The 25551-nt window shown below is 59.4% G+C and carries 27 protein-coding genes; 11 read left to right on the forward strand and 16 right to left on the reverse strand.

Features of this window, described 5'->3' with window-relative positions; all coding sequences use genetic code 11:
• Positions 1–17 precede the first annotated feature (17 nt).
• The 10 genes from FRT59_RS18245 to FRT59_RS18290 form a co-directional block, all read right to left on the reverse strand.
• Entirely contained in the window at positions 18–1652 is a 1635-nt protein-coding gene (locus FRT59_RS18245) for an ABC-F family ATP-binding cassette domain-containing protein (RefSeq protein ID WP_153871923.1), read from the reverse strand.
• Positions 1653–1776: 124 nt separating this feature from the next.
• Positions 1777–2826 (reverse strand): DNA topoisomerase IB, encoded by a 1050-nt coding sequence (locus FRT59_RS18250; RefSeq protein ID WP_034119658.1) that lies wholly within the window; start codon positions 2824–2826, stop codon positions 1777–1779.
• Between the two features lie 74 nt (positions 2827–2900).
• Positions 2901–3980: a molybdenum ABC transporter ATP-binding protein gene (gene modC, locus FRT59_RS18255; protein WP_153871924.1), complete on the reverse strand. Its 1080-nt coding sequence runs from the start codon at positions 3978–3980 to the stop codon at positions 2901–2903.
• 5 nt (positions 3981–3985) lie between these two features.
• A complete protein-coding gene (modB, locus tag FRT59_RS18260; protein WP_153871925.1) occupies positions 3986–4666 on the reverse strand; it encodes a molybdate ABC transporter permease subunit in 681 nt (226 codons plus the stop codon).
• A complete protein-coding gene (gene modA / locus FRT59_RS18265) occupies positions 4667–5419 on the reverse strand; it encodes a molybdate ABC transporter substrate-binding protein (protein WP_153871926.1) in 753 nt (250 codons plus the stop codon).
• Positions 5420–5531: 112 nt separating this feature from the next.
• Entirely contained in the window at positions 5532–6596 is a 1065-nt protein-coding gene (locus tag FRT59_RS18270) for an NAD(P)H-dependent flavin oxidoreductase (RefSeq protein ID WP_153871927.1), read from the reverse strand.
• 112 nt (positions 6597–6708) lie between these two features.
• On the reverse strand, positions 6709–7755 hold the full coding sequence (ada, locus tag FRT59_RS18275; protein ID WP_153871928.1) for a bifunctional DNA-binding transcriptional regulator/O6-methylguanine-DNA methyltransferase Ada: 1047 nt from the start codon (positions 7753–7755) through the stop codon (positions 6709–6711).
• Positions 7756–7830: 75 nt separating this feature from the next.
• A complete protein-coding gene (alkB, locus tag FRT59_RS18280) occupies positions 7831–8496 on the reverse strand; it encodes a DNA oxidative demethylase AlkB (protein WP_034119652.1) in 666 nt (221 codons plus the stop codon).
• A gap of 3 nt (positions 8497–8499) precedes the next feature.
• The gene (locus FRT59_RS18285; protein WP_198809740.1) at positions 8500–8667 is read right to left on the reverse strand and encodes a hypothetical protein; all 168 of its coding nucleotides are present in this window, start codon (positions 8665–8667) and stop codon (positions 8500–8502) included.
• Between the two features lie 26 nt (positions 8668–8693).
• Positions 8694–8996: a DUF1883 domain-containing protein gene (locus FRT59_RS18290; protein ID WP_034119651.1), complete on the reverse strand. Its 303-nt coding sequence runs from the start codon at positions 8994–8996 to the stop codon at positions 8694–8696.
• A 213-nt stretch (positions 8997–9209) separates the two neighbouring features.
• On the opposite strand from FRT59_RS18290, the gene FRT59_RS18295 reads away from it, so the two are divergent.
• Positions 9210–9560: a hypothetical protein gene (locus FRT59_RS18295; protein ID WP_034119649.1), complete on the forward strand. Its 351-nt coding sequence runs from the start codon at positions 9210–9212 to the stop codon at positions 9558–9560.
• A gap of 183 nt (positions 9561–9743) precedes the next feature.
• The gene (locus FRT59_RS18300; protein WP_153871929.1) at positions 9744–9974 is read left to right on the forward strand and encodes a hypothetical protein; all 231 of its coding nucleotides are present in this window, start codon (positions 9744–9746) and stop codon (positions 9972–9974) included.
• Positions 9975–9983: 9 nt separating this feature from the next.
• Here FRT59_RS18300 and FRT59_RS18305 read toward each other — a convergent pair whose 3' ends face one another.
• Positions 9984–10265 carry a hypothetical protein gene (locus tag FRT59_RS18305; RefSeq protein ID WP_153839674.1) on the reverse strand — a complete coding sequence of 94 codons (282 nt, stop codon included), beginning with the start codon at positions 10263–10265 and terminating at the stop codon, positions 9984–9986.
• Between the two features lie 145 nt (positions 10266–10410).
• The gene (locus FRT59_RS18310; RefSeq protein WP_034119646.1) at positions 10411–10596 is read right to left on the reverse strand and encodes a hypothetical protein; all 186 of its coding nucleotides are present in this window, start codon (positions 10594–10596) and stop codon (positions 10411–10413) included.
• Between the two features lie 309 nt (positions 10597–10905).
• On the opposite strand from FRT59_RS18310, the gene galU reads away from it, so the two are divergent.
• Both galU and gorA read left to right on the forward strand, forming a co-directional pair.
• Positions 10906–11745: a UTP--glucose-1-phosphate uridylyltransferase GalU gene (gene galU, locus FRT59_RS18315; RefSeq protein WP_003173830.1), complete on the forward strand. Its 840-nt coding sequence runs from the start codon at positions 10906–10908 to the stop codon at positions 11743–11745.
• Between the two features lie 105 nt (positions 11746–11850).
• The gene (gene gorA / locus FRT59_RS18320; RefSeq protein WP_153871930.1) at positions 11851–13209 is read left to right on the forward strand and encodes a glutathione-disulfide reductase; all 1359 of its coding nucleotides are present in this window, start codon (positions 11851–11853) and stop codon (positions 13207–13209) included.
• On the opposite strand, the gene FRT59_RS18325 is transcribed toward gorA, so the two are convergent.
• Positions 13210–14217 carry a DNA-binding protein gene (locus tag FRT59_RS18325; protein ID WP_153871931.1) on the reverse strand — a complete coding sequence of 336 codons (1008 nt, stop codon included), beginning with the start codon at positions 14215–14217 and terminating at the stop codon, positions 13210–13212. It lies immediately after the preceding gene.
• 168 nt (positions 14218–14385) lie between these two features.
• On the opposite strand from FRT59_RS18325, the gene FRT59_RS18330 reads away from it, so the two are divergent.
• From FRT59_RS18330 to ahpF, 3 genes are all read left to right on the forward strand, one after another.
• Positions 14386–15318, forward strand: a complete 933-nt coding sequence (locus tag FRT59_RS18330) for a site-specific integrase (RefSeq protein WP_153871932.1) — start codon at positions 14386–14388, stop codon at positions 15316–15318.
• A gap of 133 nt (positions 15319–15451) precedes the next feature.
• On the forward strand, positions 15452–16015 hold the full coding sequence (gene ahpC / locus FRT59_RS18335; protein WP_034119642.1) for an alkyl hydroperoxide reductase subunit C: 564 nt from the start codon (positions 15452–15454) through the stop codon (positions 16013–16015).
• A gap of 130 nt (positions 16016–16145) precedes the next feature.
• Positions 16146–17711 carry an alkyl hydroperoxide reductase subunit F gene (ahpF, locus tag FRT59_RS18340; protein ID WP_153871933.1) on the forward strand — a complete coding sequence of 522 codons (1566 nt, stop codon included), beginning with the start codon at positions 16146–16148 and terminating at the stop codon, positions 17709–17711.
• 66 nt (positions 17712–17777) lie between these two features.
• Here the strand turns inward: ahpF and gloA are convergent, their stop codons facing one another.
• A complete protein-coding gene (gene gloA, locus FRT59_RS18345; protein WP_034119640.1) occupies positions 17778–18299 on the reverse strand; it encodes a lactoylglutathione lyase in 522 nt (173 codons plus the stop codon).
• A 177-nt stretch (positions 18300–18476) separates the two neighbouring features.
• Here gloA and FRT59_RS18350 point away from each other — a divergent pair, with 177 nt between their 5' ends.
• Entirely contained in the window at positions 18477–19013 is a 537-nt protein-coding gene (locus tag FRT59_RS18350) for a DUF4946 domain-containing protein (protein WP_153871934.1), read from the forward strand.
• Between the two features lie 112 nt (positions 19014–19125).
• On the opposite strand, the gene FRT59_RS18355 is transcribed toward FRT59_RS18350, so the two are convergent.
• Together FRT59_RS18355 and FRT59_RS18360 are read right to left on the reverse strand one after the other, a co-directional pair.
• Positions 19126–19491: a histone-like nucleoid-structuring protein, MvaT/MvaU family gene (locus tag FRT59_RS18355; RefSeq protein ID WP_153871935.1), complete on the reverse strand. Its 366-nt coding sequence runs from the start codon at positions 19489–19491 to the stop codon at positions 19126–19128.
• A gap of 196 nt (positions 19492–19687) precedes the next feature.
• Positions 19688–21229, reverse strand: a complete 1542-nt coding sequence (locus FRT59_RS18360; RefSeq protein ID WP_153871936.1) for an EAL domain-containing protein — start codon at positions 21227–21229, stop codon at positions 19688–19690.
• Positions 21230–21518: 289 nt separating this feature from the next.
• On the opposite strand from FRT59_RS18360, the gene FRT59_RS18365 reads away from it, so the two are divergent.
• The 3 genes from FRT59_RS18365 to FRT59_RS18375 all read left to right on the forward strand — a co-directional run bounded on the left by FRT59_RS18365 (position 21519) and on the right by FRT59_RS18375 (position 25545).
• Complete coding sequence (locus FRT59_RS18365; RefSeq protein WP_153871937.1) at positions 21519–22079, forward strand: fimbrial protein; 561 nt, start codon at positions 21519–21521, stop codon at positions 22077–22079.
• Positions 22080–22138: 59 nt separating this feature from the next.
• Positions 22139–22921 (forward strand): fimbrial biogenesis chaperone, encoded by a 783-nt coding sequence (locus FRT59_RS18370; RefSeq protein ID WP_153871938.1) that lies wholly within the window; start codon positions 22139–22141, stop codon positions 22919–22921.
• Positions 22922–23043: 122 nt separating this feature from the next.
• Positions 23044–25545 carry a fimbria/pilus outer membrane usher protein gene (locus tag FRT59_RS18375; protein WP_233094229.1) on the forward strand — a complete coding sequence of 834 codons (2502 nt, stop codon included), beginning with the start codon at positions 23044–23046 and terminating at the stop codon, positions 25543–25545.
• The last annotated feature ends 6 nt before the right edge of the window (positions 25546–25551 follow it).

Below are 25551 nucleotides of genomic sequence, written 5' to 3' on the forward strand. Positions count from 1 at the left end.
GTGGGCGCGCAATGACCTCAGGCATGCTCCAGTTGCCAGCCAGTGCTGTACCACGTCAAAAGATGAGTCGGCTCGAGCGCCTGTAGAAACGCCTCGTCGTGGGAAACCGCCAGCATTGCGCCGCTGAAGCCTTTCAATGCCTGTTCAAAGGCGAGCACCGATTCCAGGTCCAGGTGATTGGTGGGTTCATCCAACAGCAGTAACTGCGCGGGTATCTTCCGCCAAAGGGCAACGGCCATCGCCGCTTTCAGACGCTCGCCGCCGCTGAGTTGCCCCATCGGTTGTGTGACCCGCAAGGCGTCCAGTTGCAGCAAGGCCAGGCGCGTACGCAGTTCGGCTTCGGCCAGCGGGGTGTCGAGCCGGTTGAGTTGCACGATGATGCTATGCCGGTCGTCCAGCAGCGCCAGGTGCTGATCGAGATAGGCGCCGGGCACCGCCACCGTGCACCCGCCACTCACGGCCTGCCATTGACCTGCGAGCAACTTGAGCAAGGTGGACTTACCGCAGCCGTTGGGCCCGCGCACGGCGACACGCGCAGGCCCCGCCAGGTTGATCGTCAGATAGCTTGCGGGCGCCAGCGGATCGAGCCAGGGCAGTTGCGCACGCTCCAGGGCCAGTACTTGCCGGCCATTGGGTACTGCCGAGGCTGGCAAGGCGAGCAGGGTGGGCGTCTCATCCACCACGCGCTCGTAGGCCTGGCGCACCTTTGCATCGAGTTGGTGTTTGTGCTCGTGATGCGCACTGCGCACCGTGCTGACGATCTCCGTAGCGGCGCCTTTCCAGCGCGCTTTGGTAAAGCGGTCGACGTTGGCAGTCTCGGCGTGTTTGCGCGAGCGTGCGGCGTTGCGCTGCAGGCTGTCATGGTGTTTTTGCAGGCGCCGACGCTCACGGCTACGTGTCTGGCGCGCATGTTCCCAGGCCGCGATGGCGGCCTGCTGTTGCGTCTCCCGTTGCTGGCGATAGGCGTCGTAGTTGCCGCCGTAGACCTCTACGCCAAGAGGCGACAATTCGATGATGCGCCCCATGGCATTGAGTAACTGCCGATCATGGCTGACCATCACCAGGCCGCCGCGCCAATCGCCCAGCACACGTAGCAGCCAAGCGCGCCCGGCACTGTCGAGGTGGTTGCTGGGTTCGTCCAGAATCAGCAACTGCGGCGCCGCCAGCAACGCACCGATCACTGCGACCCTGGCCAATTGGCCGCCGCTGAGTTGATCGGCCTGCGTGCTGGCGTTGACAGTTGGCAAACCCGCCGCATCCAGTGCCAGGCGCAAGCGCTCGGCCAGGTCCCAGCGATCGCCGATCAGCTCCATATCACAGACCTGCGCTTCACCTCGAGCCATACGCTCGAGCGCGGCCAAGGCGGGGGCGGTTGCGGTGATATGGGCAACCGTTTCTCCCGCTTGGACCCTCAACGCCTGGGGCACATAGGCGACGTTGGCGGGTGTTTTCAAGGTGCCGGAGGAGGGCAGCAGTAGTCCGGCCATCAATTTCGCCAGGATACTTTTGCCACGCCCATTGCGCCCGACAATGCCGGTGGGGGTGTGATCAATGGACAGGTTCAGGTCCTCCAGCAAGGTTTCGCCATTGGCGAACTGGAAAGACACGTGTTGCAGGGAAACAAGCGCGGGCAGCCGGTTGACGTCAGTCATCAGCACCTCCAAAAAAATGTCGAACAGGCCAACAAGCGCGCCAGGCGGCTCGTTGCAGATACATTTTGGAAGGCTTAGTTGTTCACGTCGGCGGTCATCCCGTGAGTCAGAAGGGACGCAGAGGCTAACCCACCTTGGCTTTATGCGGCAAGTCTTCGGCCAATTTTTCCAGGAACATCGCCAGGGCCACTTCCTCGGCCTTCAGGCCTTTGCGCACCCGCGGCTTGGGCAGCTTCGACAACTCACCGAGGCTGAAATGCTCAAGCACCGCAGGGTGGATATAGCACTTGCGACACACAGCCGGCGTATTGCCCAACTGCCGGGAGACGTCCTTGACCATCGCCACCACATGCCGCTTGGCGTCAGACTCCGGCTGCCACGCCAACTCACGCAATACCGCCAACGCCATTGCAGTGCCGGCCCAGGTGCGGTAGTCCTTGGCGGTAAAGTCTTCGCCGGTCAGCTCGTGCAGGTAGGCGTTGACGTCGTGGGAACTGACGGTATGCCGCTCGCCATCTTCATCCAGGTACTGGAACAGGTTCTGCCCAGGCAGCTCCATGCAGCGCTTGACCACCCTGGCCAGGCGTCGATCCTTGACGCTGATTTGATGCTCGACCCCGCTCTTCCCACGGAACTGGAACTGGATTTCGCTGCCCTTGATGTCCACATGTCGATTGCGCAGGGTGGTCAGACCGTAGGATTTATTCTCGCGGGCGTACTGGGTATTGCCGACGCGGATCAGGGTGGCGTCGAGTAACATCACCACGGTCGCCAGCACCTTTTCGCGAGTAAACCCCGGCTCGGCGATTTGCGCTTCCAGCTGTTTGCGCAATTTGGGCAAGGCAGTGCCGAAGGCCTGCAACCGCGAGTACTTGTCGCTGTCACGTACTTCGCGCCAGCGTGAGTGGTAGCGGTATTGCTTGCGGCCACGGGCATCGCGGCCGGTGGCTTGCAGATGGCCGCGAGGGTCGGCGCAGATCCACACATCGGTGTAGGCGGGCGGCACCGCCAGGGCGTTCAGGCGTTTGATTTCATCGGCATCGGTGATGCGTTCACCTTTTGCATCCAGGTACTGGAACTTGCCCCGCAGCTTTTTGCGGCGGATGCCAGGCTGGGTATCGTCAACGTAATGCAGGTCGCGGGGCAGGTCGGCGGGCAGCGAAGAGTCAGGCATGGTGCGGGTTCCTAGGCAACAAATCAGGCCGGTATGTCTGATTGACCGCAGCCTCTGGCGGTCGTGCCAATTGGTTACGCCAGCACCGCCACCGCCTTGATTTGCGCCCACAACGCTTGGCCCGGATGCACGTGCAACTGGTCCCGGGAGAAACGTGTGATGCGTGCCAGCAATGGCGTGCCGCCTGCGTCCAGGCGCACCAGCACATGGGCACTGTTGTCCGCGGCAATGTCCTGGGTGACGATCACCGGCAGCCGATTGAGGATGCTGCTGTGTTCCTCCGCCTGCTGGCTGAGGCTTACATCCCGTGCCTGGACCTTGACCCGCAGCTGTTTGCCCACCGCCAGCGGCGCATGGGCCACGCGGATCTGCAACGGGCAGTCGGGTAGTTGCAAGGTCAGCAACTGATAGTGCGCGTCATAGGCAATCACGCTGCCGGTGATGACCACGCCGGCATCGTCGCCGAGGGCCAGTGGCAGGTCGAGGCGCGCCAGAGTTTCGCCGATGGGCCCGCTGGCCAGCGCCTTGCCGTCGCTGAGCAAGACGATATGGTCGGCCAGGCGCGCGACCTCATCCTGGGCATGGCTGACGTACAGCACCGGGATATCCAGTTCGTCGTGCAGCCGTTCCAGGTAAGGCAGGATCTCGCTTTTACGTTTGCTGTCCAGGGCCGCCAGCGGTTCATCCATCAACAGCAACCTGGGGCTGGTGAGCAGTGCACGGGCGATGCCGATGCGTTGGCGTTCGCCACCGGACAGGTGTTGCGGGTGACGCTCAAGCAGGTGGCCGATGCCCAGCAGCTCGGTGGCCTGGGCCATGTCCACACGCCGTTGCTGACGTGGAATGCGCTTGAGGCCGAACTCCAGATTGGCACGCACCGACAGATGGGGAAACAGGCTGGCCTCCTGGAACACATAACCCAAGGCGCGTTTATGCGCTGGCACAAACAGCCCTTTCTGGCTGTCTTGCCAGACCTCATCGTTGATTTGCACAAAACCCTCTTCGGCGCGCTCCAAACCGGCGATACAACGCAGGCAGGTGGTCTTGCCGGAGCCGGAATGCCCGTAGAGAGCGGTCACGCCACGGCCGGGCAATTGCAGGTCTACATCCAGCGCGAAGGCGGCGTACTTCAGGTGCAGGCGTACATCCATCATCGCGATCAGCTCCAGCCCATCTTGGTTTTACGGCTGGAATACAGTGCCAGCAACACGAGGAACGCGAACACCACCATGGAGCCGGCCAGCCAATGGGCCTGGGCATATTCCATGGCTTCGACGTGGTCATAGATCTGCACTGAGACCACACGGGTCTTGTCCGGGATATTGCCGCCGATCATCAGCACCACGCCGAACTCGCCGACGGTATGGGCAAAGCCAAGAATCGACGCGGTGATAAACCCCGGGCGCGCCAGGGGCAGGATCACCGTGAAAAACGTGTCCCAAGGGTTGGCGCGCAAAGTCGCGGCCACCTCCAGCGGGCGTGTGCCGATGGCGCAGAAGGCATTCTGCAACGGCTGCACCACGAACGGCATGGAGTAGATCACCGAGCCGATCACCAGCCCGGCGAAACTGAAGGTCAGGGTGCCCAGGCCCAGCCACTGGGTGAACTGGCCGAAGTAACCGTTGGGCCCCATGGTCAACAGCAAGTAGAAACCTATGACCGTTGGCGGCAGCACCAACGGTAATGCGACCACTGCACCAATGGGGCCGCGCCACCACGAGGTGGTGCGCGACAGCCACAGGGCAATCGGAGTGCCGATGATCAACAGGATCACGGTGGTCAGTGACGCCAGCTTGATGGTCAACCAGATCGCGGAAAAATCAGCACTCGATAGGGGCATTTACAACTCGTAACCGTAGGATTTGATAACCGCAGCAGCTTTCGGCCCTTTCAGGTAGTCAACCAGGGCCTTGGCGGCGGCGCTGTCTTTGCCCTTATTGAGGATCACGGCGTCCTGTTTGATCGGGTCATGCATCGATGCTGGAACAATCCACGCCGAACCGCTGGTGACTTTGCCGTCTTTATAGATCTGCGACAAGGCAACAAAGCCCAACTCGGCATTGCCGGTGGACACGAACTGATAGGCCTGGGTGATGTTCTGCCCCTCGACGAGCTTGTCCTTGACCTGCTCGGTCAAACCTTCCTTGGCCAGCACTTGGGTGGCGGCCAGGCCGTAGGGCGCGGCTTTGGGGTTGGCGATAGACAGGTGCTTGAACTGGTTTTGCTTCAGCACGTCACCGTTGGCGTCCACGTAGCCTTCCTTCGCTGACCACAGCGCCAGGGTGCCGACCGCATAGGTAAAGCGCGAACCCTTGACGGTAGCGCCTTCGGCTTCGAGCTTTTGCGGGGTGGTGTCGTCTGCGCTGAGGAACACTTCGAACGGCGCACCGTTCTTGATCTGGGTGTAGAACTGCCCGGTTGCGCCATACGCTGCAACCAGCTTGTGGCCGGTGTCTTTTTCGAAGTCGGCGGCAATCGCCTGGATCGGTGCGGTGAAGTTGGCGGCTACAGCCACCTGCACTTCATCAGCCTGGGCCGAACCCAAGGCGAAGACGGCAAGCAGGGGGGCCAGGCGTGAAGCGCGAATCATCATGAAGAAACTCCTTGGGTGTGTACGGCTTGTTATAGGTGGAAGGCTCAACCGCTATGTATAGGAATATATAGCGGTTGGCCATTGCCGGTACAGTGCAAAGTTGTCCCTGACGTCAGTTGCGCGTCAGCCTGTCCAATGCCTGCTCGGCCAATTCGCGGGTCAGCGCATAAGTGGACGAGTCTTTGCCCAGGCCCAGAGCCTGGCCAGCCCACAGGTTGCTGAAGCCTGCTTCATCCTTGGCCTTGAGCGGTATCAATGCACCACCGGCTGTGGGGAACGCCGGGGCGGCCAGGTTGATCGCGCCGAGCTCAAGCATCACGCGGTTGACGATGCCCCGGGCCGGGCGCCCGGTGAACAGGTTGGTCAGTGCGGTTTCGCTCGCCTGGGCATGGCGCAGCGCGTGGTGATGGGCGGCGGTCACGCTGGCTTCGGGAGTGAACAGGTACGCCGTGCCAATCTGCACCGCCGAGGCGCCCAGGGCCATGGCCGCGACGATACCGCGCGCATCGCCGATGCCGCCTGCGGCAATCACCGGCACGCTGACCGCATCGACAATCTGCGGCACCAGGGCCATCAAACCGATCTGGCTGTTGAGGTCGTCGCTGAGAAACAGGCCTCGGTGCCCACCGGCTTCAATGCCCATGGCGATAATCGCGTCGCAGCCGTGCTCTTCCAGCCAGAGCGCTTCCTCGACAGTGGTGGCCGATGACAGCACCTTGGCGCCGGTGGCTTTTACCCGGTCCAGCAAGGATTTTTCCGGCAGGCCGAAGTGAAAGCTCACGACCTCCGGACGAAATTCTTCAACCACTTGGCAAGCTGCGTCGTTGAACGGTGCGCGATTCGACACAGGCGTCGGCGCGTCAAAATCGGCACCCAGTTCACGGTAGTAGGGTTGCAGCAAATCCTTCCAGCGGCGGTCCCGTTCTTCATCGGCTTCGGGCGGCTGATGACAGAAGAAGTTCACATTCAGGGGCCGTGTACTGGCCTGGCGGATTAAAGACAAGGCATCGCGCAGTTGCTCGATACTCAACGCGGCGGCAGGCATTGAGCCGAGTGCGCCGGCCTGATGGGCGGCGATGACCATGGCGGTGGTCGTCGCGCCGGCCATCGGGGCCTGGATGATCGGCACATCAATGCCCAACAGGTCGAGAATACGGGTGTCTGGCCAGGTGCTCATGGGGTGCGTCTCCAGCGTTAGTAAGGCATTTCGCTGTTTTAGCAGGGCCCTTGGCAGCCGGCCAGTCTGTTTTATTCACTGGACGAAAGCGGTGTTTTGTGGGGCTCGGGTTTCAACGCGGTGTTTCGCGCTCCAGCAACTGACGCTTGCGCTCGACCCCCCAACGGTAACCCGACAGCTCGCCATTGCTGCGCACCACGCGATGGCAGGGAATCGCCACCGCCAGGTGATTGGCTCCACAGGCCTGGGCCACGGCGCGAAAGGATTTGGGTGCACCGATACGCTCGGCTATCTGCGCATAGCTGGCGGTGCTGCCCACCGGGATTTCGCGCAATGCCTGCCACACTCGCTCTTGAAAGGCCGTGCCGCGCAGGTCTAAGGGCAAATCCAGGCCCAGGGCGGGAGCTTCGACACACCCTACAACTTGGGCGACCAACTGCTCGAAACCCTGGTCCGCGCCAACCAGTTCGGCCTTGGGGAACTGATCTTGCAGGTCGCGCACCAGTGTGTCCGGATCATCCCCGAGCAAGATTGCACACACGCCAGTTTGGCTCTGCGCCACCAGGATCGCTCCCAGCGAACATTGGCCCACAGCAAATCGAATGGTGTTATTGGCGCCGCCGCCTTTGTAATCACGGGGCTTCATGCCGAGCAATTGATCAGCGGCTTCATAGAAGCGGCTGTTGGAGTTGAAGCCGGCGTCATACAGCGTGTCGGTCACCGAATGCTGGCCCTTGAGGCCATCGCGGACTTTGCGCGAACGCAGGGCACTGGCGTAACCCTTGGGCGTCAGGCCGGTGCTGGCTTTGAACACGCGATGGAAGTGGAATGGACTCAACCCCGCCTGGCGGGCTAGCGCTTGCAGGCTCGGTGGCGTTTCGGCCAGTTCGATCTGCCGGCAGGCGTCGGCGACTAACTGCGCATGCTGGGCAGCCAGTTGGGTCTGGTCGCCGGCCGCACGTTTGCTGGGACGATAACCTGCGGCCTCCGCTTGCGCCGGGGTGTCGAAGAATTCGATATTTTCCGGGCGCGGTAAACGCGAGGCGCTGCTGGGCCGGCAATACACGCCAGTGGTTTTCACGCCATAGACAAACAGCGCGTCTGCCTTGGCATCGCGGGTGATGATGGCGGCCCAGCGCGGATCGTGTTCATTGTTCATGGCCTGCACTCTTGACGGTTCACGGGCAGATTAACCGCGCCGGTCACGTACAACACTCCGAAGCTTGCGGTCAAATTAGCCAGCCGTGCGAAAGGTCAGATTGATGCGTTGCGGGCCCATGACGGGATGCACGCCGTCCTTGATCGGCATCACCCCATGAAAACGCAGGCGATCAACGCCGCCCCAGACCACCACATCGCCATGGAACAGCGAGACCTTTTGCGTTTTGTCACTGCGCTCATGGCCACCGAACAGGAAAACCGCCGGCAGGCCCAGGGACACCGAGACCACGGGCGCGCTGTAGCAGCGCTCGTTCTTGTCCTGGTGCAGGGACATCTTTGCCCCCGGCACATAACGGTTGATCAGGCAGGCGTCGGGCGAAAAGCCGCTGAAGCCGGCCTCGGTTGCCGCCGCCACGGCCAGTTGGCGCAACGTGTCGGGCATGGCCGGCCAGGGTTGCTGGTTGCGTGGGTCGAGAGGGCTGTAGCGATAGCCGCGGCTGTCGGTGGTCCAGCCCAACTCGCCGCAACTGCTGAGCGCTGCCGACATGGTGAAGCCACCGGGCGTGACCATCTGCCGAAACGGTGATTGGGCCAGGATACGCCGCAACTCGGGCAGCAAGCGCTCAATCCAGGGCAGGGCGTAGCCCCTTAGCACGTAGGACTCTTCACCAATCTGCTCGCGCCCGGCCGGCTGTTGCAGGGCATCCTCGGCGAACAGATCGGCGGTAGGCCCTGACATGGCTTACAGCGCCTTGCTCACGTTGATGTCGGTGATTTCGTCACTGGCATCATGAATTTTCGCCAACGCTTGCTTGGCTTCTTCGACGCTGTTGGTTTCCAGCTGGGCAAATTCAAAGCGGCGTTCGCCGTTGAGTTTGTACTTGATGACGTATTTGGTCGTAGGGGTCACTGCTTTTTTCCTGTCAGGTGTTCGGGTCAGCTCAGCTTGGTGCTGGTGCGACGAACGATGCGGATCTTGTGGGACAGCGCCGGCTTGCGCGTCACGCTGATAGCGCGACGGGTCACCACATCCAGGGTGATGTTCCAGAACCCGGTGCTGGGTGCGGTGATCTTGGCCGGGAATTGATCGAATGCGCCACCGTGGTAGGTATGGCGGCCGCCATTTTTGAAGCTGCGAAAGTTCGCATCGCTCATCAGGCGAATGTTGCAGGTTTGCGAGCACTCGATGACAACAATGTCGCCCTCGTTGAGGTGCTCACGCTGGTGGATGAATTTCATGGGGGTGTCTCCAGAAGGGCTTTTTCTGAAAAATCAGAACGATACGTAGGTTAATATGGAGTTTATCAGCCCCAGCGCGTTTATTATCGGGCCGTCGTCGACGACTTCGACAATTTAAAACAGTTATTTACCGTGTTATCAGAGATAAATCCTACGTTGGTGGGAGAAAATTACCATCCCCGCTGTCGTAGGGTCTTTATCGGAGGTTTTAGTATGAAGTGGAGTGTGTTGGTGCTGGCCTTGGCAATAGGTGGGTGTGCTTCGGTTGCAGATATCAAGCAGACCCCGCCAACATTGGTGGTCATCTCAGGGAAGAAGCCGCAGGAATATGCGGCGTGTGTTGTGCGCAAATTGGAGGCAACCCGTCGGCCGCCGCAGATCGAGCCCCATAAAGACGGTTTTCAGGTGATTGTGCCGCAGAAATTCTCGGCAGACCCGTCGGCGATCTTCGAAATCGAAGACCGCTCCAGCGGTAGTAGCATCAAGCTCTATGAGAGCATGTCCAATGTGCCGATCCGGCCCGGTGACGTGAAGAAAGCCGGGGAAGACTGCATTTCCGGCTGAGCCCAGGTTCGTCCCACGCACTGCCCCGATAAAAAAGCCCCCATCCTGGATGGATGGGGGCTTTTTTGGTTGTGTGTTCGTGCTGAACGGGCAGGGCATCCGTTAAACTGTCGGGCATTCACTGCAAAGATGCCGCTCAAACCTAGGGTTCGAGCGGCATTTGTCCTTTCTGGAAAGCCCGTTATGAAACGAGAACACGTCAAAGCCCGTCATGCTGAAGGTCAGATTTCGGCGACCCATGTCATCCAGAACCCCGCGGATCTGGGCGAATGGATCGTTTTTTTCAAGAAAAGCGGTGGGCGCAGTTACTTCCTGGTCGATGATCAGGATGAGGTCGAATCATTCCCGCGCCTGGATGACCTGATAGAGATCCTGCGGGGCCTGGGCATCAAGTTTGCCGAAGTACACCTGTAGCGCCACGGCTTACTTGCACACCACCACCACGCTGCGACCTTTGAAGTTGCCCACATCCTGGCCCAGGGTCTTGTCGCTTTCCTTGAGGGCAGGCGTGCCATTGGTACCGACGATGCGGTAACCGGTGCCCGCGCAGGAGGCATCGGCTTTTTCGTAGCAACTGGCCCATGAATTGGCCTCGCCCGAACAGTCGATGGTCAAGCCCTGCTCGCCATTTTTCAGGAAGGTGTCGGAGGTAGTGGTGCAGCCAGCCAGCGCCAGTACGGCAGTCAGTGCCATGAGTTTGTTCATGTTAGGGTCGTCGTCAAGGGTATTGGAGGGGCACGCTGACACTGTCGTGGGGCGTTTGTTGAAGATTATAGCGAACTGCCATCTAGGTACAGGCAAACACAAAAAAGCCCCTTGTATCGGGGCTTCATGCGCAGGGCCATGTGCCTTACTTGCCCTTGGGCCGTTTGCTCGACGCATGGCCCGCTTCATCTACAAAAACCTCGGCTACCGCGATCGCCAATTGCTCGGTTGGGAATGTCCCGGCGACGCTGTCGCCGTGGAAGTTGATCAGGTGCCAGCCGTCTGCTCGTTGCGTGATCAGGTAGCCGTTTACGCCTTTTGGTTCTGACATCTATTAACAATCTCGTGGTCTGGTTCAAGCCGTCAATGATAGCGCCAAATGGTACTGGGGCGTGCAAGTTGTTGCAGGTTAGTGCCGGACTCGGAAAAGCGTGCTAAAACGGTTTGGACCCTTTTAAACAAGGTATCAAGCTTTGTATCGGTTGGCCGTCGGTGCCGCCCTTTGTAGGATCAGCGGAACTTACGCCGACATTTTTTCTCTATGTTGCTATCGCAACGCCAGCAGGACCCATTGTAAGGTGACTGCGGCCTGATTAGACTGCGCCGAATTCCGTACGCACAGCCCTTTGTAAGGACTCATATGATCAAGAAATGCTTGTTCCCAGCAGCCGGTTACGGCACTCGCTTCTTGCCAGCGACCAAAGCCATGCCCAAAGAGATGCTGCCGGTGGTGAACAAGCCACTGATCCAGTACGGCGTCGAAGAGGCCCTGGATGCCGGCTTGAACGAGATCTCCATCGTGACCGGTCGTGGTAAGCGCGCGCTGGAAGACCACTTCGACATCAGCTACGAGCTGGAAAACCAGATCAAGGGCACCGACAAGGAAAAGTACCTGGTCGGCATCCGTAAATTGCTCGACGAGTGCTCGTTCTCCTACACCCGTCAGACCCAGATGAAAGGCCTCGGTCATGCCATCCTCACCGGGCGCCCGCTGATCGGTGACGAGCCGTTCGCTGTAGTCCTGGCCGATGACTTGTGTGTGAATCTGGAAGGCGACGGCGTACTGACCCAGATGGTCAAGCTTTACCAGAAATACCGCTGCACCATCGTTGCAGTCATGGAAGTCAACCCAACCGAAACCAATAAGTACGGTGTCATCGCCGGTGACGATATTGGCGACGGCCTGATCCGCGTACGCGACATGGTCGAGAAGCCAGCGCCGGAAGACGCGCCGTCGAACCTGGCGATCATCGGTCGCTACATCCTGACCCCGGACATCTTCAAGCTGATCGAAGAAACCGAGCCAGGCAAGGGCGGTGAAATCCAGATCACCGACGCCCTGTTGAAGCAGGCCAAAGACGGTTGCGTGATTGCCTACAAGTTCAAAGGCCAGCGTTTTGACTGTGGTGGCGCCGAAGGCTACATCGAGGCAACCAACTTCTGCTACGAGCACTTCTACAAGACTGGCAAGGCTTACTGATTCACGCTTGCCTGCCTGTTTCAAGAGAAAGCCACCTCCGGGTGGCTTTTTCGTTTTTCAGCCCCATGTAAGTCGGTATGCTGGCGTCCTGCCGAGGAGAATGAAATGGCCTACGATTTTGACCTGTATGTAATTGGCGCCGGTTCCGGCGGCGTTCGCGCGGCGCGCTTTGCCGCGGGCTTTGGTGCCAAGGTGGCCGTGGCGGAGAGCCGCTATCTGGGCGGCACCTGTGTGAACGTCGGCTGCGTGCCGAAGAAGCTGTTGGTGTACGGCGCGCATTTTGCCGAGGATTTCGAACAGGCCAGCGGTTTCGGCTGGTCCTTGGGTAAGGCGAACTTTGATTGGGCGACCCTGATTGCCAACAAGGACCGCGAGATCAATCGCCTCAATGGCATCTATCGCAACCTGCTGGTCAACAGCGGCGTAACCCTGCATGAGGGGCATGCACGTCTGGTTGACGCGCATCAGGTAGAGATCAACGGTGAGCGTTTTACCGCCAGGCACATCCTGATCGCCACGGGTGGCTGGCCGCAGATTCCTGAAATTCCAGGACGTGAGCACGCCATTGGTTCCAATGAGGCGTTCTTCCTGAAAGAGCTGCCTAAACGTGTACTGGTGGTGGGTGGTGGTTACATTGCAGTTGAGTTTGCCGGCATCTTCCACGGCCTGGGTGCGCAGACTTCCCTGCTATATCGCGGCGATTTGTTCTTGCGCGGGTTTGATGGCTCGGTGCGCAAACATTTACAGGAAGAACTGACCAAGCGCGGCCTGGACCTGCAGTTCAATGCCGACATCGAGCGTATCGACAAGCAGGCCGATGGCAGCCTCAAGGCAACCTTGAAGGATGGTCGCGTGCTGGAAGCCGACTGCGTGTTCTATGCCACTGGCCGGCGCCCGATGCTGGATAACCTGGGCCTGGAAAACACTGGCGTCGAACTGGATGAGCGCGGTTTTGTCGCGGTAGATGATCTTTACCAGACCGCCGAGCCCTCAATCCTGGCGATTGGCGATGTGATTGGTCGTGTGCAACTGACGCCGGTTGCCCTGGCTGAAGGCGTGGCCGTGGCGCGGCGCCTGTTCAAACCCGAGCAATACCGTGCGGTGGATTACACCAACATCGCGACGGCGGTATTCAGCCTGCCGAATATCGGCACGGTTGGCTTGACGGAAGAAGAGGCGCGCAAGAAAGGGCACAACGTGCAGATTTTTGAAAGCCGTTTCCGGCCGATGAAGCTGACCCTGACCGACTGTCAGGAAAAGACCCTGATGAAGCTGGTGGTTGATGCCGACACTGACAAAGTGCTGGGTTGCCATATGGTCGGCCCAGACGCCGGTGAAATCGTGCAAGGCCTGGCGATCGCGCTCAAGGCGGGCGCGACCAAGCAGCATTTCGACGAGACTATTGGCGTGCATCCTACGGCGGCGGAAGAATTCGTCACCATGCGCACGCCTGTGGCCGACTGATCAGGCCTGCTCCGTTGCCTCTGGCGCCGTTGCAACGACGGCTGCCAGGCGCAACGCTTCGATACTGCTCTGGGCCTTGGCCAGTTCCAGTTCAAGCGCCTTGTTGTGCTGCTGGTGTTCAAGTAATGCCTCCTGACGTGACTGGCTGTCCTGGACGGCCACCCGCAGGCGCTCCTGGAGCAAGGTGCGCTCACTGTCGATCCGACTGAACTGTTCGTTCAGCTTGAGTTGTGCGGCCTGATCCTTGCGGACCTGTTCTTGCAGCGCATTCAGTTCCTTGGCCGTGACTCGCTGCTCAATCAACAGGCGTTCATTATCCCGATGCAGCTGGGTGATCTCATCCTGGCGTACCAATGCGCTTTGCTGGGCCTGGCGCAGCTCAGCCTGCACCTGTTGCAGCTGGCCTTCATGGCGTCGCTGTTCCTGCTCACGCTGCTCCTTGATTGCATTGCGGTAATGCTCAAGGGCATCGCGGGCGTGCAAGTGCTTTTCTTCCAGGGAGCGAATCTGCTCGTCCTTGTCGCTGATCCTCAGCTCGTAATCGCTGCACGCCTGGCTTAGCCCGGCGTTACGGGTTTGCTCAGTCTGCAGGCTGGTGCTGGCGGTTTGCAGGGCGGCACTTTCATCTGCGAGGGCGGCGGCCTGGATATCAAATTGCTGCTTGAGTTGGTGGTGCGCCTCTTCAAGGGCTTCAACCTGGGCGAGCAGGGCGGCTTTGTGTTGCTCGAACTGCGCCAGTGCCAGATCAATGGGCTCCTGGGCTTTCTCTTTCAGGCGCTGGGCCAGGCGTGCGACCAGTTCGCCAAGCTCGTCATCAATCGGCGCTTGAGTGATCGTCAACCGGGTTTCGCTCTCGTCCAGCTCCTTTAAGTAGCGATGAATCGTGGTTTTCGAGCCGGTATTGCCCATTTCGATGCGCACGGCATCGATGCTGGGGTTTTCGCCACGAGCGAGGATCGCCAGGCGTGCCGTTTGGACTACTGCTTTGTTTATGCCGCCGCGAGCCATGGGGTCTCCGTCGATTTAGTACTGTGGTACATGGTATGTATATACGTACTATATCACGGATAAAAAATCGTTGAAATTCATGATTTAACAGATGGGATATTGGCGTATTATCCCGTGTCATAGCGGTTTTCAGCGCCAATCCAACTATCAGCGGTACGAAAAGCCCCCATGAGCGACCTGGATCGATATCTCAACGCCGCCACCCGCGACAACACGCGCCGCAGCTACCGTGCGGCCATCGAGCACTTCGAAGTGAGTTGGGGAGGGTTCCTGCCTGCGACCAGCGACAGCGTTGCGCGTTACCTGGTGGCACATGCCGGGGTGTTGGCAGTGAACACGTTGAAGCTACGGCTCTCGGCCCTGGCGCAGTGGCATACCAGCCAAGGGTTTGCCGACCCGACCAAGGCGCCGGTGGTGCGCAAGGTGCTCAAGGGCATTCGTGCCGTACACCCGGTACGTGAAAAGCAAGCCGAACCCTTGCAGCTCAAGCAATTGGAACAGGTGATCAGCGCTCTTGAGGTTGAAGCAAAACACGCCATCGAGCACCAGGACCAGCCCCGATTGCTGCGCGCCAAGCGCGACACTGCGCTGATCCTGCTGGGCTTCTGGCGAGGGTTTCGCAGTGATGAACTTTGCCGATTAAGTATCGAGCATGTCCAAGCCGTGCCCGGGGCGGGCATCAGCCTGTATTTGCCGAGTAGCAAAAGTGACCGGGACAACCTCGGCAAGACCTACCAGACGCCGGCACTGCTGCGCCTGTGCCCGGTGCAGGCCTACAGCGAATGGCTCAGCGCCTCGGCCCTGGTGCGCGGCCCGGTCTTCCGCGGGATCGACCGCTGGGGCAACCTGGGCGAGGAGGGGTTGCACCCCAATAGCGTGATTCCGTTATTGCGCCAGGCCCTTGAGCGCGCAGGCATCCCCGCCGAGCTATACACCAGCCATTCCCTGCGTCGAGGTTTCGCCACCTGGGCTCATCGCAGTGGCTGGGATTTGAAGTCGCTGATGAGTTACGTCGGCTGGAGCGACATGAAATCCGCCATGCGCTATGTTGAAGCAACGCCGTTTCTCGGCATGACCCTGGCGACCCAACCGCTGATTTGAGATTTCTTCTATTAATACAGTCACCTGATAGGGAAAACCAATCGTCAGCATCAGGTTTGCCAATGAGCCATCGACCGAGAGAGCCGGTAGGATTCACCCCATCAACTTCTTAACCCCTGACGGAGAGTCAACGATGCCTATCATCAACAGCCAAGTAAAACCGTTTAAAGCGACCGCTTTCAAAAACGGCAGCTTCGTCGATGTGTCCGACGCTGACCTGAAAGGCAAGTGGTCGGTCGTGTTTTTCTACCCAGCCGACTTCACCTTCGTTTGCCCAACCGAACTGGAAGACCTGGCTGACAACTACGCCGAATTCCAGAAACTGGGCGTCGAAATCTACAGCGTTTCCACCGACACCCATTTCGCCCACGCTGCCTGGCACAACACTTCGCCAGCCATCGGCAAAATCCAGTACACCATGATTGGCGACCCAACCCTGACCATCTCCCGCAACTTCGACGTGCTGATCGAAGAAGCTGGCCTGGCAGACCGCGGTACTTTCGTGATCAACCCAGAAGGTCAGATCAAGATCGTTGAACTGAACGACGGTGGTGTTGGCCGTGACGCTTCCGAGCTGCTGCGCAAGATCAAGGCCGCTCAGTACGTCGCTGCCCACCCAGGCGAAGTGTGCCCAGCCAAGTGGAAAGAAGGCGAGGCCACCCTGGCTCCGTCCCTGGACCTGGTCGGCAAGATCTAAGTCTGTGAAGACCTATCAAGGGCGGGAATCCGCACTTAAGTAAGCTGCATCCGCCCTCAAAACGCCCGGGCGAGATTCGCTCGGGCGTTTTTTTGTCTGCAATAAACCGAATGAATAGGAAATCGCCCGTATGTTGGACGCCAATCTTAAAGCTCAGTTGAAGTCATACCTGGAACGGGTCACCCAGCCGATCGAGATCGTCGCCTCCCTCGACGACGGCGCGAAATCCCAGGAAATGCTCGCCCTTTTGCAGGACGTAACCAGCCTCACCACGCTGATTACCCTGAAAACCGATGGCGATGATGCGCGCAGGCCATCGTTCTCCATCAACCGCCCGGGTGCCGATATCAGCTTGCGTTTCGCCGGCATCCCTATGGGCCATGAATTCACTTCGTTGGTGTTGGCCCTGCTGCAAGTCGGTGGCCACCCCTCGAAGGCCAGTGTCGAAGTGATTGAACAGATTCGCGCCCTCAAAGGCGAGTTCAGCTTCGAGACGTATTTTTCGCTGTCATGCCAGAACTGCCCGGACGTGGTCCAGGCGCTGAACCTGATGGCTGTGCTGAACCCGAACATCCGCCACGTCGCCATCGACGGCGCTCTGTTCCAGGCCGAAGTCGACGAGCGCCAGGTCATGGCCGTGCCGAGTGTCTACTTGAACGGCGTGAACTTCGGCCAGGGCCGCATGGGCCTGGAAGAAATCCTCGCCAAGCTCGACACCAGCGGTAGCGAGAAAGCTGCCGAAAAAATCAGTGCCAAAGAGGCGTTCGACGTATTGGTTGTCGGCGGCGGCCCAGCCGGTTCTTCGGCTGCCATCTACGCAGCCCGTAAAGGTATCCGTACCGGTGTGGCGGCTGAACGTTTTGGTGGCCAGGTGCTTGATACCATGTCCATCGAGAACTTTATCTCGGTACAGGAAACCGAAGGGCCGAAACTGGCCAGCGCGCTGGAAGCGCATGTGCGCCAGTACGACGTGGACATCATGAACCTGCAGCGCGCCAGTAGCCTGATCCCGGCGAAAAACCCCGGTGAATTGCACGAGATTCGCTTCGAAAGCGGTGCGACCCTCAAGTCCAAGACCGTGATCCTGGCCACTGGCGCCCGCTGGAGAGAGATGGGCGTACCCGGTGAGCAGGAATACAAGGCCAAGGGCGTGTGCTTCTGCCCGCACTGCGATGGCCCGTTGTTCAAGGGCAAGCGTGTGGCGGTGATCGGCGGCGGTAACTCCGGCGTGGAAGCGGCCATCGACCTGGCCGGCATCGTCAGTCACGTCACCTTGCTCGAGTTCGACAGCAAGTTGCGCGCCGATGCGGTATTGCAGCGCAAGCTCTACAGCCTGCCGAACGTGGATGTGATTACCAGCGCGCTGACCAGCGAAGTCAAAGGTGATGGCCAGAAAGTCACCGGCCTTGCTTACAAAGACCGCGACAGTGGCGAGTTCAAGACCATCGAGCTGGAAGGTATCTTTGTTCAGATCGGTTTGCTGCCCAACACCGATTGGCTCAAAGGCACGGTAGAGTTGGCCCCGCGCGGCGAGATTATCGTCGATGCCCGTGGCGAGACCTCATTGCCAGGCGTGTTTGCTGCCGGTGACGTCACTACTGTGCCGTATAAGCAGATTGTGATTGCGGTGGGTGAGGGCGCAAAAGCCTCGCTGAGTGCCTTTGATCACCTGATTCGTACTTCGGCTCCGGCATAACCTGGCCGCTGGAAACCCAAAAGCCCCGTGAATGATCATGGGGCTTTTTTCGTTCTTGCTGTGCGCTTACATCGGTGCTGGCTGGATGATCTCGACCCAGTAAGCATCCGGATCCTTGATGAAGGCCAGGCTCTTCATGCGGCCATCCGTCAGGCGCTTCTGGAAATCACAGCCCAAGGCTTCGAAACGCTCGCACGCAGCGACAATATCCGGCACCGAGATGCAGATATGACCAAAGCCACGCGGGTCGGTGTTGCCATTGTGGTAGGCAAAGTCGGCATCGTTTTCGGTGCCATGGTTGTGGGTCAGTTCCAGAATGCCCGGGATCGACTTCATCCACTGGGTGCGCTCGGCGGCGTCGGCCGGGATCTGGGCCTTGTCCACCAGGGCCAGGAAGTACAGGCTGAATTCGGCTTCCGGGAAGTCGCGTTTTTCAACCAGGGAGAAGCCCAGGACGCGGGTGTAGAAATCCAGCGACTTGGTGATGTCCTTGACCCGCAGCATGGTGTGGTTGAACACGAAGTTCGAGGTTGCGGTGTCAGGTTGGGCAGTGACGCCCGGGAAGGTGTTCAGTTCGTGCAGGCTCATGGGCCCTCCAGAAAAAATGGGGCAAAGCGGTCCCTTGGCGTGCGGCAGCCTCCTTGCAGCCGAGCCATGATACGCAAGGCCCGCCGCCTGCGCCAAATGAAAAAGCGCACAAGGCCCTTGCGAGCGTCAGGGGCTGGGCTGCAAACTTTGGCGCTTGAGCCTTGGGTATTTTTCGCAATGATCGAGTTTCGTAAACCGCTGTTGAGCGCCGTGTGTGTGTTGTTGTCCAGCCCGTTCGTGCTGGCCGCCGAGCCTGAGGTCCACTGGCCGAGCGGCTGGCAGGTCGAGGAGATCGTGCCTGACGGCGAAACGCCCGCAAAACCGCAAGCGGTGTCGCGCCAGCGAGCGATCAAAAATGATGAAAATGGCGCAACCTTGATGGTGATGGAGTTAACCGGCACACCGATTGAAGCTGGACATAAAGTTAATCTTCCCGGCGTACTGCTGGAAATGCGCAAATCCATCCAGAAAGACTTTGCCCAAGGCGGTTATCAAAGTGTGTGCAGCAAGATGCACCCCACCACATTGAGCCGTCTTGACGCACTGGAAACTACATGTGTGATTACCGAGAATGGGCGGCATGTGCTGTCGCAAACATTAGTGGGGGCGGTGGATGTCGATAAAGCCTATGTATTTTCATACGCAGGCCAGGCGCAAGCTTACGAGGCGAGCAAGGATGAAGTCAGCTCGGTGCGCAACAGCCTGAAATTATAAGCGGATTAAGTTGAGCGAATCTGAACAAAATGAACTATTAGTTAAGTTCGCTTGCGAACCTGCAAACAAAAAGAGCCCCGCGATTGCGGGGCTCTTTTTGTTTGCGTGTAGATCAGCCGCGCAGCCAGGAGTCTACAGTGGCGGCGCCATACTCTTCTTTCCAGGCTTTCAGGCCGCGGTGGTTGCCGCCTTTGGTTTCGATCAGTTCGCCGGTGTGCGGGTTGTGGTAAACCTTGACCACACGTGCACGCCGCTGTTTAGGTGCTGCAGCGATCGGGGCGCCCGCTTTATGTGGCTTCGGATCTAGAATGGAGATGACGTCGCGAAGGCTCTTGCCGTAGCTGTCCATCAGCTTCTTGAGTTTTTCTTCGAATTCGATTTCTTTCTTCAGGCCTGCGTCGTTCTTCAAGGATTCCAGCTGGGCAAGCTGCTCTTGAAGGGCTTTTTCTGCTGCACGAAATTCGGCGAGTCTGGACAAAATCTTTACTCCAATAGTGTAGTTGCTGATATCAACTGCAGACAAAGCTATGAGCCAAGAGCGTGAAGGCTACTCAACAAAAATACCGCTCTGCGAGTTCTGCACAGGCAGGAAAAATTGTAGTAGTTAATGCATCTCGAGTAAATCATGTCTTCTGCCGGGAGTGCAATCTCTCATCCAAAGCAGTCGCGGCTATTCAACGGCTGCCCAGTGATTTAATGAATTCATCGCAGGGTAACGGTCGGCCGAACAGATAGCCTTGCAAGAAATCCACGCCTTGGGCTACGAGGTATTCACACTGTTCGGCTGTTTCTACACCTTCTGCAACAATGCCAAGGTCCAGTTTGGCCGACAATTCTATGATGCTGTCAAGAATATGCCGTGACAACGCATCAACACCGATCATGGCGACAAAGCTTTGATCAATCTTCAAGTAGTCGACATTGAAGTTGCGCAAGTAACCCAGGCTGGAGTGGCCGGTACCGAAGTCATCAATCGCGATCATCACGCCCAGTTGATGCAGCGCGTCGAACAGGCTTCGGGTGGTCTCGGTGGGCTCGATCAGCTCGCGCTCAGTCAACTCCAGCACCAGAGTGACATGGCCTGGCGGGAAGGCGGCGAGGAATTCCCGGCAATCGGTCACCAGTTCGAGGTCCTGGCAGTGGCGTGCGGTGATATTCACGCCGATATGAAAGCCAGGGCTGAAGCGCTCGGTATGGGGCGCCAGTTGCGCGGCGGTCTGGCGCAGCAGGGCTCGGGTCATCGGCACAATCAAGCCAGAGTCTTCGGCCAGGGGAATAAACAGATCTGGCCGCACCAGGCCTTCTTTTGGATGTTTCCAGCGCATCAGCACTTCACAGCCGGCCCATTGGCGGGTGTCGCCACGCACTACAGGTTGAAAATACGGGATGAATTCGTTGGCACTCAACGCACGTTGCAACTCCTGGGTGGGCGCCGATGAGCGCTTTTGCAGCCAATGAGCCAGGACGCCGGCCAGCACACCAAAGAACACCACCAGGCTGAAGAGTGCTGGATAACGGGCCTGCATATACCGCCAGGTTTCACCCTCTGGCATGCCGGCGTCGACGCTGTAGTGATAACGCCCGGACGCCAGGTGATGATGGGCCACGGCAAATACTGGCACGGCGTTGTCATGCACTTTGCCGTTGGCATCCAGCCAGTTAGGCCCCACTTGCAGTATCAGATGGGCGTAACGACTGATCAGGCGCAAGGCATTGGTCAGGTGGTAGCTGTCAACCGAGGCAAACGCGCCTTGGTCTCCCTCTACCAGGCGATACACCAGCAGTGCGGTATCCGGCGTGACGGGGTTGCCGTTCATCAACCACAGCGACCCGTCCACATAGTCATCCGGGTTGACCGGTGACTGGTAGTTACCACCAAACAGCGAACTGCAATAAATGTTTTTCTGCCAGGACAGCGTAGTGGCGCGCACGAAAGGGCGGCGCGTGACCTGTTCGCGCAGCGCCAACTGCACCGCGTTATCACAGGGCTGGCCAGCCAGCGGCAGCAAGGCCCGGGCGGCGAGGGCAGTGTTGTCGAGCATCAAGTCAAACTGGCGCACCGCTTCCTGAGCTGTCTGCGCAGTGCTTTGTTCAAGGGTGCGCAGGGCTTGCCAATACAGAATCACAACCCCCAGTAAGACGGGCAGCATGCCGCTGATTGCACTGATGAAATAGCGTGCAACTCGGCTTCGTGGGCCTTTGGAGGTCAGGGGCATGGGCGCAGTCAATCGCAAAAAAGAGTGGGGTATGCCGATGATAGATGGCATTGCACGGGGGCGCTCACTTGTTTGAAGCGGATTGACCTAGCCGTTCGGTCAGTTGTGGCGGGCATTTCAACTTGGCAACATAAACTTCGTTGCAAGAAGTAAGAGACTCAGGCGCACTCATCCTACAGCCTCTTTCACAGCCACTGAGCCCAATTTTGGCGGGACGGTTAAGTCTCGTCTTTCGATCAGTGAATGCTGGCTTGTAATTTTTTAATGATCTAACGAGGAAATATCAGCAATGAACAAAATCGCACTGGCCGTTGTATTTCTGGCGGCTACCGGCGTTGTCGCGCTACCCGCTTTTGCGGTAGACGGCACAATTACCGTGAGCGGCGAAATCAGCGGCACAACCTGCAGCATCAGCGGCGGCTCGGGCTCGACGCCTGGGGCCAGCCCGGACTTTGCGGTTCCACTGAGCAAGGTCCAGGTCAGCGCGCTCAAGTCAGCAGGCCAGACGGCCGGCGCAAAGCCCTTCTTCATCCAAGTGGGCGCTTGCCCGAAGGATACTGTCGTAGCCGTGTTGTATGAGAGCAGCAGCCCTGCAATCAACCCGGCTACCGGTAACTTGATCAACCGGGCACCGGCGACGCCGAAACCGGCCTCCTTCGTTGAAGTACAGATTGTGGACGGCGCCACCAACAAACCGATGGACCTTCGCCTGGGCCTGAATTCGAGCTCCGCCACCGTTCCCGCCAGCGGTGCGGTGACGTTGCCGTTTGCCGCCCAATACATCGCGACGGGAACCGCCACTCCAGGCCCGGTGAGTACGCAAGTGCTGTATTCCGTGACGTTCCCCTGATCGAGGCCAAGTGCCTGGCTGTTCGCTGGGCGCAGGACAACGCCTCGAAGGATAGGCCCATGCTCGCCCGAACAATGCTTTTGCCCCCCCTGCTAAGTGCGATGTTGAGCGGTATCGGGTTGTCATCCGCTGCCGTCGCCGGGGTTGTGATCGACGGCACGCGGCACATCTATCCGCAACAGCGCCGTGAAATCACGCTACGCCTGACCAATGATGACCCGCGTGTTCCGCGGCTGGTCCAGGTGTGGTTGGACCAGGGCACCCCGGCGCAAGATCCGTCGCACAGCGATGTGCCTTTCAGCCTGGCACCGCCGGTGTTTCGCCTGGACCCAGGTAAAAGCCAGGTGGTGCGGTTGGTCTATACCCAGGACCCACTGCCGACCGATCGGGAGTCGTTGTTCTGGCTTAACGCCCTGGAGATTCCTCCCAAGGTCGATGCGGCGCCATACGGCTCGCAAGAGCACCAGTCGAATCACCTGCAGTTCGCCTTTCGTATCCGCACCAAGGTGTTCTTTCGCCCGGCCCAATTGCCGGGCACGGCGGACGAGGCACCTACCCAATTACGCTGGACCCTGCACCGGAGTGCCCAGGGGCCTTTACTGGAAGTGCATAACCCCTCGGCCTACCACGTGACGTTCAATGAGGTGGCGCTGGCCATGGGCCCGCAACCCGATGCGCGGCTGTTGCCGGCGGAAGCGGGCATGGTGCCCCCCGGTGGCAACTTGAAGCTGCCCGTGCGCGACATCGTGCAAGCGATCCCGGCGGACGCCCAGGTACATTTCAAATACATCAACGATTACGGCGCATTTTCCGTGCCGCAGCGTGCTCCCCTGAAGTACTGACCATGTTTGCCTTACTGCAATTATCGCTTCATCGCTTCACTGCCAGGCGGGCTTCCCATTCCAGGTTTGCATTACTGCTAGGCCTGCTCGGTTCGCTATTGATCTCGGCTGAGGCCGCCCCTTTGCTGTTTGACCTGGAAGCCTTTGCCAGCGGCCTATCCACGTCCGCGGATATTTCGCGGTTCAATGTCAGCAATGTGTTGGCGCCTGGCATCTATCGTGTCGATGTCATGCTCAATGGGCAATCGATGGGGCGCCGCGAAATCAACTTCGTCGCCCGAGATCAACAGGACGATGCACAGCCTTGCTTGAACACGGCAGAGCTTGCCCGGCTCGGGGTCGCACTGCCTACCGTCGAACACGACGCCGATACCACTTGCCGCGAGATCACCCAATGGATCCCCTTGGCCAGCAGCCACATGGAGATCGAGTCCCTGACGCTGAACGTCAGCATCCCGCAGGTCTATATCACGCGCTCCGTACGCGGCTATGTTGATCCTGCCCAGTGGGACAACGGCATTGACGCCGCGCTGCTCAATTACAACCTCAGTGCCGCGGCGGCAACGTCAGGGTCAGGGGAAGACCGCAGTTACCTGGGCCTTAATGGTGGCTTCAATCTGGGCAACTGGCGACTGCGTCATCAAGGAGGGTTAGCCTGGACATCCCGGCAAGGCGTGTCGGCGTATCAACACACTGCCACCTACCTGCAGCGCCCCCTTGCCGACTGGCGCTCACAATTGACTATCGGCGACAGTTTCAGCAGCGGCCAGATCCTTGATGGCGTGCGTGTGCGCGGCATTACCCTGGCAACCGATGACCGCATGCTTGCCCAGTCGCAGCAGGGCTATGCGCCGCAGGTGCGCGGTATCGCCGACAGCAACGCCACGGTGACGGTGCGCCAGAACGGCTACACCATCTATGAAACCACCGTGGCCCCAGGGCCGTTTGTCATCGACGACCTGTACCCCACCGGCTACGGGGGCGATCTCAACGTCAGCGTCATCGAAGTGGGTGGGCGACGCACCACCTTCATCGTGCCCTACTCAGTAGCGCCGTACCTGCTGCGTGACGGCGCCAGCCACTACCGCGCGACCTTGGGGCAAGTCCAGCAACGTGGGGTGAGTAGCGCCAGCCCTGGAGTATTTCAAGGCACGCTCCAGCTTGGCCTTACCGATCGCCTCACAAGCTACGGTGGCGCCACCTTTTCCCAGGGCTACGCGCAGGGCAAGGCCGGCCTGGCAATGAGCACTCCCATGGGCGCGTTTGCCCTGGACAGCACCCATTCGCGCACACAGATGCAGGGCTTGGGCGTGGTGGACGGACAAAGCTGGGGCTTGGCCTATAACAAGAACGTGCCGTTTTCGGGAACGCATTTTGCGTTGGGCGCCTATCGTTTTTCTACCGCTGGCTACCTGAGCCTGCCTGACGCGCTGAACGTGCGGGAACTGGGGCACCGGGGCGGAAACATTGACCATTACGCCCGGCAGAAAAGCCGCGTTGACCTGACGATCAGTCAGCAGTTGGGAAAAGGGACGTTAAGCGTGTACGGCAGTTCCATTGACTACTGGGCCGGTCAACAAGGGCGCCAGACCTCATTCACCGTCAGTTATGGGTCCAGCTGGAGAAAGCTCAACTGGAACCTATCGGCGCAGCGCTCCAGAGTCAGTGAAACCCACCAGTTGAGTGAACGCGAACGCAGTGACGAAATCTTCTTCGGCCGCTCAATGCACATGGGGCGTTTGGATAATCGCCTGGTGCTGACCCTGTCCGTGCCGTTGGGCGAAGGCGTGCGAGCACCGAACCTGAGCAGTTCAATGTCCCGAGAAACCGGTGAGTCACGCGGCAGCCAGCAACAAGTCGGCATCAATGGCTTGCTGGGCGACTCAGCCCAAACCCACTACGGCCTGGTTGGCAGTCGGGGCACGGGCAGTCAGGACGGTGCAAGCTTGAATGCCTACGCCGGTTATCGCGACAGCGCCGCCAACCTGCGCGCCGGCTATGGCCAGAGCCGCGACAGTTCGCAAGTGTCCATGAGTGCCGACGGAGGGCTTATTGCCCATCGGCGTGGTGTCACATTCTCGCAAAACCTCGGTGAGGCCTCGGGCCTGGTGTATGCGCCTGATGCCCAAGGCGCGCAGCTTGGTGGTTCCGGGGCTCGTATCGACAAACATGGGTATGGGGTGCTGCCTTCCCTCAGGGCCTACCAGCGCAATGAAGTGGATATCGATCCGGAAGGCATGCCCATGGACGTGGAACTCAAAGAGTCAAACCAGTCCGTGGTGCCGACGCTGGGTGCGGTGTCGCTGATCAGGTTTGAGACCGTCAGCGGCCGGGCAGTGGTGATCAAGGCTACTCATCTGGACGGCAGGCCGCTGCCGTTTGCCGCCCAGGTATTCGACGAGCACGGCAGCGAGGTCGGGGTGGTCGGGCAGGCCGGCAAGGCGTTTGTCCGCGGGGTGGCCGACCAGGGGCGGCTGACCGTCCAGTGGGCGCAAACGCCAGCTGACCGTTGTTATATCCATTACCGCCTGCCACCCCGGGAGCCTGGCCAACGTCAGGAGGCTGCGGACCAATTAGTCAGCCAGTGCACGGCCGACACACCGGCGCACGAGGAGAACAGTTGATGAAAC

The sequence above is a fragment of the Pseudomonas haemolytica genome, assembly GCF_009659625.1.
Lineage (GTDB): Bacteria > Pseudomonadota > Gammaproteobacteria > Pseudomonadales > Pseudomonadaceae > Aquipseudomonas > Aquipseudomonas haemolytica.